The following is a 5,871-nucleotide window of genomic DNA, read 5'->3' as shown; positions in this document are numbered from 1 at the left end:
GCCCCCTACGTATTACCGCGGCTGCTGGCACGTAGTTAGCCGGGGCTTCCTCCAAGGGTACCGTCATTTTTTTCTTCCCCAAGGACAGAAGTTTACGACCCAAAGGCCTTCTTCCTTCACGCGGCGTTGCTGCATCAGGGTTTCCCCCATTGTGCAATATTCCCCACTGCTGCCTCCCGTAGGAGTTTGGACCGTGTCTCAGTTCCAATGTGGCCGTTCACCCTCTCAGGCCGGCTACTGATCGTCGCCTTGGTAGGCTCTTACCCCACCAACTAGCTAATCAGACGCAAGCTCGTCTGTGACCGCTTTCGCTTTGCTGTTTCCATTTCCCAATTTAAACAGTTCATCTCGTATTAGCTGACATTTCTATCAGTTATCCGTGTGTCACAGGTTGATTACTTACGCGTTACTCACCCGTCCGCCACTAAGTTATACATATTCCATCCGAAGACTTCCTATATATACCTTCGTTCGACTTGCATGTGTTAGGCACGCCGCCAGCGTTCATCCTGAGCCAGGATCAAACTCTCCATAAAGATGCTTCATTTGAAGCGTCTACTCAAAAATAGACTGACGATGATAATTGCACAATCAAATTGTTAAATTACTTAACCTGACTGCTAAGATGCAATTTGTAAGTTTACCTCTCGCAACCAGACTGTTCACTATTGTAGCGCTCTAACCTAATCAAGTCAACACCCTATCGCTAGTTTTTTGTAGCTAAAAATACAACGATACCCGCTAGTAAGCCAATTACAGCACCGACTACCACTTCCAAAGGGGTATGTCCCTTAGCGCTACGCGGCTTCGATACATCAAATTTCGAGATATCAATAACTTGCTTGATAGCCTCGCCCTGCTCGCCAACAGATCGCCGTACCATCAATGCGTCGTACATCACAATCGCTGCTAGAGCTAATGCCAAACCAAACAAACCACTGCCGACTCCGTCTTTCAAACCGATAATCGATACTAGCGACATCATCGTAGCACTATGAGCGCTTGGCATATTTCCCGATATGTACAGATGATCAAACACTTTCAAGGTACGCATCTTAATAGCAGCAACGACATACTTACCGCACTGCGCCATAGCCCAACCAACAGCAAAAGCTATTATATACGGGGATACTACCATCCGCTATTTTTCTCCTTCGTCTGTATCACGTATAATCCCCATTGACGAAACTGTATCTCCGTCATTAATACGCATCACTCGAACACCCTGGGTAGTACGGCCAAGCGCTGGAATATCGTCAAGCGACACTCGGATAGTCTGTCCATTTTGACTAATCATAATTGCCTCAATCGCATCCTTCTCAAGCGTTTGAACAGCAACTATCGGACCAGTTTTTGCCGTAACAACAGCAGCCTTCACACCAACGCCGCCGCGGCGGTGACTCGGAAAATTAGCTACCTTGGTTACTTTGCCGAACCCGTTTGCGCTCATCACCAGCAATTTTTGATCAGCTGAAGTTACAATATCCATACCTACAACACTATCGTCCGTTCGTAGTCGCACACCACGCACACCGCGAGCAGCACGTCCCATCGGACGACACTCCTCCTCGCTAAAGCGAACCGCTTGTCCAGCTGAAGTCGAGATGATCACATCGTTCTTGCCAGTAGTTTGCTTGATCCAACGCAACTCATCGCCTTCATCCAAATTAATAGCAATTAAACCATTGGTGCGAATATTTGAATAGTCAGCAATCGCTGTCTTCTTGACTGTACCCTTGGTCGTCGCCATAAATAGATAACCTTCATCAACATTTACATCTTTAGCTAGATTGATAATTGAAGTAATTTTTTCCTCTGGCTGCAGCTGCAATAAATTGACCGCTGCTACGCCCTTCGCCGCTAAGCTAGCTGCCGGCACTTCGTAGGCCTTCAGACGAAACACTCTACCCCTGTTCGTGAAAAACAGCAGCCAATCATGTGTTCCAGCTGGTACTAGCTGATCAATAACGTCTTCCTCTTTAGTGGTCATACCGCGTTTACCCTTGCCGCCGCGGTTTTGACGGCGATAATCGCTGGCCAAGGTGCGCTTGATGTAATTTTCCGTTGTCAGCAGTACAACAGTATCCTCTTCTGGGATTAGTTCTTCATCGCTAAACTTACCGACTTCGGTGTTGATAATTTTACTACAACGGTCATCGCCATATTTATCTTTAATTTCTAGTAATTCCTCTTTGATGATGCGAAGGATTTCGTTTTCGTCAGCCAAAACTTTTTCAAAATACGCAATCTTTTTCATTAACTCAGCTAGCTCATTCTCGATAGCTTCGCGTTCTAGACCCGTCAGTCGGCGCAATTGCATTGCCAGAATCGCCTTGGCCTGGATAACGCTCAGCGAGAACTTTTCGATGAGCGCCTTTTCGGCTTCATCTTGCGTCTTGCTAGCCCGGATGATTCTAATTACCTCGTCGATATTGTCCAGTGCAATTTTGTAACCTTCCAGGATATGCGCTCGCTCCTTAGCCTTGCGTAGCTCGTACTCTGTGCGGCGGCGTACCACTTGGCGGCGATGTTTGATAAACTCATTCAGAATATCATGCAAACCCAAAACGCGCGGCTGCAGACGTGTCGCATCGTCAGCACTCGGCACCAAAGCTAGCATATTGTAATGGAAGTTAGTCTGTAACGCCGTCAATTTGTATAATTGGTTAAGTACTTTCTTCGGATAAGAGTCTTTTTTGAGCTCAATAACTACTCGCACATTACCGCGAGCCGACTCATCGCGCAAAGCGCTAATCGCCGTAATCTTTTTCTCGTGCACCAAATCGGCAATTTTTTCGATAAGCGTTGCTTTATTCACGCCATAAGGCATCTCAGAAACTATAATTTGATGACGGCCGCGTTTGGTTTCTTCAATGTTTGCCACCGCCCGTATCGTCACACTGCCGCGGCCGGTCGCATAAGCTTGGCGCATCGGCGCGCCACCATAAACCACCGCGCCAGTTGGGAAATCTGGCCCCTTGATACACTTCATAAGGTCATCAAGCGTTGCTTCTGGATTATCAATCAGTGTAACCGTTGCATCAACCACCTCGCCTAGATTATGCGTCGGAATATTAGTTGCCATACCAACAGCAATACCAACTTGCCCATTCAACAGTAAATTCGGCAATTTAGCAGGCAGAACAATCGGTTCTTGGCGCGTAGAGTCATATGTATCGCGAAAATCAACCGTCTCTTTATCAATATCTGCCAAAAGCGACTCTGACACCCGAGTCATTTTTGCTTCGGTATAACGCATAGCTGCTGGCGGGTCGCCGTCCATTGAACCAAAGTTACCTTGGCCCTGAACCAACGGATAGCGCTCCACCCAATCTTGAGCCATACGCACCATCGCATCATAAATCGAGCTGTCGCCGTGCGGATGGTATTTACCCATCACTTCACCGACAATCTGCGCACTTTTCACGGTCTTAGCTGTCGGCCCGATACCCATTTTGTCCATCACATACACAATACGGCGATGAACTGGCTTCATACCATCGCGTACGTCCGGTAAAGCACGGTCAACGATGACCGACATTGAATACCGGATAAAACTATCCTCCATAACATCTTCTACTGTTCGAATTTCGACAGACTTTGAATGGCTAGCGCCGTTAGTCTGCTCAATAATCTCGCCTTCGACTGGTTTTTTTGACTCTGGTTTCATATTCCTATCCTTCTTCTCGTCCATTTACACATCTAGCTCATCAAGACTGACTTTATTAGCATTAGCTTGAATAAAATTCTTGCGCACTTCGACATCATCGCCCATTAACTTCGTAAAGATAGCATCAGCGCGCTCAGCATCCTCGAGCTTAACCTGTACCAGCACTCGATTTTCCGGGTTCATAGTCGTTTCCCAGAGTTGACTAGCATCCATTTCACCGAGACCCTTATAGCGTTGTAGGGCCGACTCGCTCAGGCCAGCTTGTTTTGCCCGCGAATCGTTTAAATCAATCTGAACACCTTTCTCTTTGCGTGCCGCAATTAGCTCATCGTACCGCGCTTCAAGCGCCTCTTCGTTGTATAAATACTCTTGTTTGCTTTGGGATAATTTCAGCTTAAACAGTGGCGGTTTAGCTAGATATATGTGCCCACCCTCCACAACTGGCCGCATATAGCGGAAGAAAAACGTCATCAGCAGAGTCGCGATGTGGCTGCCATCGACATCGGCATCGGTCATGATAATAATCCTGTGATAGCGTAGTCCGCGAATATCAAAAGCATCGCCAATACCTACGCCTACCCCTTTGATCAAGCTCAAGATCTCTCGATTGGCATACATTTTGTCTAAGCGAGCCCGCTCGGTATTGAGCACTTTACCGCGCAGAGGCAAAATCGCCTGCGTACGGCTATCGCGGCCAGTTTTTGCTGAACCGCCAGCCGAATCTCCCTCAACTATATACAATTCACATTCCGACGGATCTTTACTAGAACAATCAGCTAATTTGCCAGGCAAACTAGCACCGTCAAGCGCTCCTTTGCGAATTACATTATCCCGCGCTGCCCGCGCTGCCTTGCGCGCTCGCGCCGCTAACAAGGCTTTATTGATAATTTTTTTAGCAATAGCTGGATTTTCCTCTAGATAATATGCGAAATATTCGTTCATTACTTGCTCGACATAGCGACGCACCTCTGGATTACCTAGTTTATTTTTAGTCTGACCTTCGAACTGCGGATCTGGCAATTTTACCAATATCACCGACGTCAGGCCCTCGCGGATATCATCGCCAGTCAAGTTATCTTCTTTTTCTTTGAGCAGGCTATTTTTACGGGCATAATCATTGATTACCCTGGTAAGTGCTGACCTAAATCCGACCAAGTGCGTGCCGCCATCTGGCGTCAAAACGTTATTTGCAAACGGCTTAACGGTTTCGATGTAGGAATCGTTGTATTGTACTGCTATTTCGACAACCGAATCGCTGACTTGCTTATCGACATAGAATATCTCATCGCCAAGCACATCTTTACCCTTATTCAAATTCTTGACATAGCTCTTGATGCCACCCTCGAAGTAGAATGCCTGGCGCTCGTGAGTACGCTCATCATAAACAGAGGTATAAACACCTTTAGTTAGATATGCCTGATGGCGTAAATAATTTACCACCCATTTATAATCAAATTTAATTGTCTCCTTAAAGATTTCAGCATCTGGATAGAACGTGATACAGGTGCCATCTGGCCGATCGGTTTTTCCTATTTTCTTGAGCGGTACCACAGTTTTACCGCGAGAAAATTCGATACGATATAGCATACCGCCCCTAACAACTTCAGCAATCAGCTTAGTAGATAGAGCGTTAACCACGCTAGAACCAACACCATGCAAACCGCTTGACACCTTGTAGCCGCCGCCGCCGAATTTACCGCCAGCATGCAGCACAGTCAGGACTGTCTCAAGCGTACTAATGCCAGTCTTAGGGTGCTTATCTACTGGAATACCACGACCATTATCAGTTACTGTCACACCGCCATCTGCCAACAATCTCACATCAACTCGCGACCCATAACCAGCTATAGCTTCGTCTACCGAGTTATCAGCGATTTCCTTAATTAAATGGTGTATACCATCATATCCCGTGCTACCAATATACATTCCTGGACGTTTGCGTACTGGTTCGAGACCTTCAAGAACTTGGATCTGCGAACTATCATACGAACCATCATTTTTTTGTTTACTCATAACGAAATCACTCCCTATTTACAGTCGCTCAGATTGTCTATTAATACCCACATTATACCATAAAATCGACACTTGTAAACGTCAGGTTTAAAATGCGTACTAAACCTGCTCAGCATCCTCTCCTTCTTTCCTTGAAAACAAAAAGCTGTTGTACCTTTTAAAGATACAACAGCTCAAGCGCTCTCCTT

General features: G+C 46.4%; 3 protein-coding genes and 1 rRNA gene. All 4 read right to left on the bottom strand.

What is annotated here, in order from left to right; translation table 11 throughout:
- Nucleotides 1-536: ribosomal RNA gene (locus tag G1ANC_RS03495) — 16S ribosomal RNA — on the bottom strand; the annotation flags it as partial.
- Nucleotides 537-706: 170 nt separating this feature from the next.
- On the bottom strand, nt 707-1,138 hold the full coding sequence (locus tag G1ANC_RS03490) for a divergent PAP2 family protein (RefSeq protein WP_129693619.1): 432 nt from the start codon (nt 1,136-1,138) through the stop codon (nt 707-709).
- A 3-nt stretch (nt 1,139-1,141) separates the two neighbouring features.
- Nucleotides 1,142-3,670 (bottom strand): DNA gyrase subunit A, encoded by a 2,529-nt coding sequence (gene gyrA, locus G1ANC_RS03485; protein WP_129693618.1) that lies wholly within the window; start codon nt 3,668-3,670, stop codon nt 1,142-1,144.
- Between the two features lie 24 nt (nt 3,671-3,694).
- Nucleotides 3,695-5,683, bottom strand: a complete 1,989-nt coding sequence (gene gyrB, locus G1ANC_RS03480) for a DNA topoisomerase (ATP-hydrolyzing) subunit B (protein WP_129693617.1) — start codon at nt 5,681-5,683, stop codon at nt 3,695-3,697.
- Nucleotides 5,684-5,871 lie beyond the last annotated feature (188 nt).

The sequence above is a fragment of the Candidatus Nanosynsacchari sp. TM7_ANC_38.39_G1_1 genome (genome assembly GCF_004138385.1).
Note: the sequence above shows the minus strand (reverse complement) of the source record. Positions and strands in the feature narration are given on the sequence as shown.